Source organism: Rhodoblastus sp. (genome assembly GCF_041915505.1).
Classification (GTDB): domain Bacteria; phylum Pseudomonadota; class Alphaproteobacteria; order Rhizobiales; family Beijerinckiaceae; genus Rhodoblastus.
The window spans coordinates 1-3,162 of sequence record NZ_JAYSBG010000385.1; the positions used below are offsets into that span (position 1 = coordinate 1).

Genomic DNA, 3,162 nt, shown 5'->3' on the forward strand with positions numbered 1-3,162 from the left:
GTCATTCCGGCCGCGGCCTGTTTCCTCGCCTGGGCGGCGGGAACAGGCTATCTGCTCTGGGCCGGCGCCGGGCTGTTCTATGCCGGCGGGCTGCTGCTCGCCACGCTCACCGTGCGCCACGCGCCCTTTTTCGGCGTCTGCGCCATTGGCTGGCTGTTCGCGGTGGTCTGGGGCACCGATGTCGGCGCCTATTTCGGCGGCCGGCTGATCGGCGGCCCCAAGCTCGCCCCGCGCATTTCGCCCGGCAAGACCTGGTCGGGTCTGTGGGTCGGGGTGCTGGTCGGCGCGGCCTGCGGCGCGCTGGTCGCCCATTTCTGGCCTAATGTGCAGGCGCCTTTGGCCCCTGTCTTCCTGCTCGGACTGGTCGCTGGCGGCCTCGCCCAGGCGGGCGATCTGTTCGAATCCTGGGTGAAGCGGCGCTTCGGCGTCAAGGATTCCAGCCGGCTGATCCCGGGCCACGGCGGCGTCATGGACCGGGTCGACGGCTTCATCGCGGCGGCGATTTTCGCCGCCTTGTTCGGCATCGCGCGCGGTCTGCCGAGCGCGGCCGCCGGCCTGCTGTACTGGCAATAATGGAAGGCTTCGCGAAAGGCTCCTCATGACCGCTGTTCCCGCTTCCGTTCCCGCCTCCCTGCCGCGCCGGCTGACCATTCTCGGCGCGACGGGCTCGATCGGACGTTCGACGGAAGCCGTGATCCTCGGCGCGCCGGGCGTGTTCGAAACCGTGGCCGTGGCCGGCGGGCGGGACGCTCAAAATCTGGCCCGCGTGGCGCGCGCCCTGGGGGCGGAATTCGCCGCCATCGCCGAACCCTCGGCTTATGCCGAACTCAAGGACGCTCTTGCCGGGACGAATATCGCCGTGGGCGCCGGCCCGGAGGCCTTGAAAGAGGCCGCCGCCATGGAATCCGACCTCGTGATCGGCGCCATCGCCGGCGCGGCGGGCGTGGCGCCCACCTATGCCGCCGTCGAGGCCGGCCGCGACGTCGCCCTCGCCAACAAGGAATGTCTGGTCTGCGCCGGCGATTCCTTCATGCGCAAGGCGCGCGAGAAGGGCGTTCGCGTGTTGCCGATGGATTCCGAGCACAACGCCATTTTCCAGGCGCTTGGCGGCGAGAGCGCGCGGACCATCGAAAAAATGTGGCTGACCGCCTCGGGCGGGCCGTTCCGGACCTGGAGCGCAGAACAGATCGCCGCCGCCACGCCGGATCAGGCGCTGGCCCATCCGAACTGGGCGATGGGCCCCAAGGTGACGATTGATTCCGCGAGCCTGATGAACAAGGGGCTTGAACTGATCGAGGCCCTGCATATTTTCGGGGTCGAAGCGCGCAAGCTCGACGTTCTGGTCCATCCGCAGTCCATCGTGCATGGCCTCGTCTCGTTCGAGGACGGCGCGGTGACCGCTGGCATGGCCGTGCCGGACATGAAGGTTCCGATCGCCCATTGCCTCGGCTGGCCGGATCGCGTCCCCACCCGGGCGCGGCGGCTCGACCTCGCCGAGATCGGCGCGCTGACCTTCGAGAAACCCGATTTCGCGCGCTTCCCGGCCTTGCGGGTGGCGATGCAGGCGCTGGCCGCTGGGGGCGCCATGCCGACCATTCTGAACGCCGCCAATGAGATCATGGTCGCGGCATTCCTTGATAAACATATTTCTTTCAACGATATAGCAAAGAATGTTGAAGCAATCTGCGAGCTTTTCGAGAAAGAGGGCGCGGCCCGCACGCCGGCCAATATCGAAGCCGCGCTCGCCGTTGACCATAATGTGAGAGAAAGGTCGCGGGCGCGCCTCGCGGCTCTTGGCCATTAAACCGCGATGCGTCATGGTAACGAAATAGTAACCATTTCCGTGGCGGGCGGGTCCTGATCCGTCGCTGCGGCGCGGAGTAGGTCATGTCAGTGTTTCATTGGATTTGGACCTTGGGATCCTATCTCGTGCCTTTCCTTTTCGTACTGGGCCTGGTCGTGTTCTTTCACGAATTCGGCCATTTCATCGTCGGACGCCTGTGCGGCATCAAGGTCGACGCCTTTTCCATGGGCTTCGGACCGGAGATTGCGCATTTCACCGACCGGCACGGCACCCGCTGGCGTCTCGCGGCTCTGCCGCTCGGCGGCTATGTCCGATTCCACGGCGACGCCAACGGGGCGAGCGAGCCTGATTTCAACGCGGTCGCCAAAATGCCCGAATCCGAGCGGGCGGTGTCCTTTTTCGCGCAAAAGGTCTGGAAGCGCGCGGCGGTGGTCGCCGCCGGCCCGCTGGCCAATTTCCTGCTCGCCATCGTGATCTTCACCGCTTTGTTCCATGTCGAGGGGCGGCAGGTGCTCACGCCGCGCATTGACAGCGTGGTGGCCGGCGGCCGCGCGGCGGAGGCCGGGTTCCTGAAGGGCGACCTGGTGCTGTCCATCGACGGCCAGCCGATCGACAGTTTCACCGAAATGCAGCGCATCGTCTCGGCTTCGGGCGACATGCCGTTGCGTTTTGTCGTCCAGCGTGACGGCAAGGAAGTCGCGCTCGACGCGACGCCGGAGCGCAAGGACACCAAGACGCCCTTCGGCGTGACCCGGGGCGGCGTGCTCGGCGTCGCGGCCGGAGGCGCGGCGGAAGACTGGCGCAATGTGACCTATAGCCTGCCGAGGGCCTTCGTCGAGGCGACGCGCGAGACCTGGTATGTCATCGACCGCACCGGCGCCTATCTCGGCGGCTTGGTGGTTGGCCGCGAATCCGCCGAACAATTGTCCGGCCCGATCCGCATCGCGGAAGTGTCCGGTGAAGTGGCCAAGGCCGGCTTCTGGCCGCTGTTCAATCTGGCGGCGATTCTCTCGATCTCCATCGGCCTGCTGAATCTGCTGCCGGTTCCGCTGCTCGACGGCGGCCATCTGCTCTATTACGCCTTCGAGGCCGTCCGCGGCCGGGCCTTGGCGCAGCGTTGGCAGGAATTCGGCTTCCGGATCGGCCTCGCCTTCGTCGCCGGCCTGATGCTGGTCGCGACTTATAACGACATCGTCCGCGTTACCCGGCAATGGCTTAACCTGGGCTGACACCGGACGATCCTTTCCGCCGTTAACAAAACAGATACGCCCGAGGCGTTAAGCAACGGGCGTTTTCTCTGCGCCCGCGCAGGGAATAAGGCGGAAATATGAAGCAAAAACGTGGCTTGCGGGCCACGG

Annotated in this window: 3 protein-coding genes; all 3 read left to right on the forward strand. The window is 66.0% G+C overall.

The genetic code is table 11. From position 1 onward, the window contains the following. Positions 1-573: phosphatidate cytidylyltransferase (locus ACE3S9_RS17305; RefSeq protein WP_374547728.1), on the forward strand; the 573-nt coding region annotated here is incomplete at its 5' end. A 25-nt stretch (positions 574-598) separates the two neighbouring features. Then, complete coding sequence (gene dxr, locus ACE3S9_RS17310; RefSeq protein ID WP_374547729.1) at positions 599-1,804, forward strand: 1-deoxy-D-xylulose-5-phosphate reductoisomerase; 1,206 nt, start codon at positions 599-601, stop codon at positions 1,802-1,804. Positions 1,805-1,887: 83 nt separating this feature from the next. After that, positions 1,888-3,033: an RIP metalloprotease gene (locus ACE3S9_RS17315; RefSeq protein ID WP_374547730.1), complete on the forward strand. Its 1,146-nt coding sequence runs from the start codon at positions 1,888-1,890 to the stop codon at positions 3,031-3,033. The last annotated feature ends 129 nt before the right edge of the window (positions 3,034-3,162 follow it).

Coding starts and splice junctions, on each gene's coding strand:
- dxr (WP_374547729.1), top strand. CDS start 599: ATGACCGCTGTTCCCGCTTCCGTTCCCGCCTCCCTGCCGCGCCGGCTG.
- ACE3S9_RS17315 (WP_374547730.1), top strand. CDS start 1,888: ATGTCAGTGTTTCATTGGATTTGGACCTTGGGATCCTATCTCGTGCCT.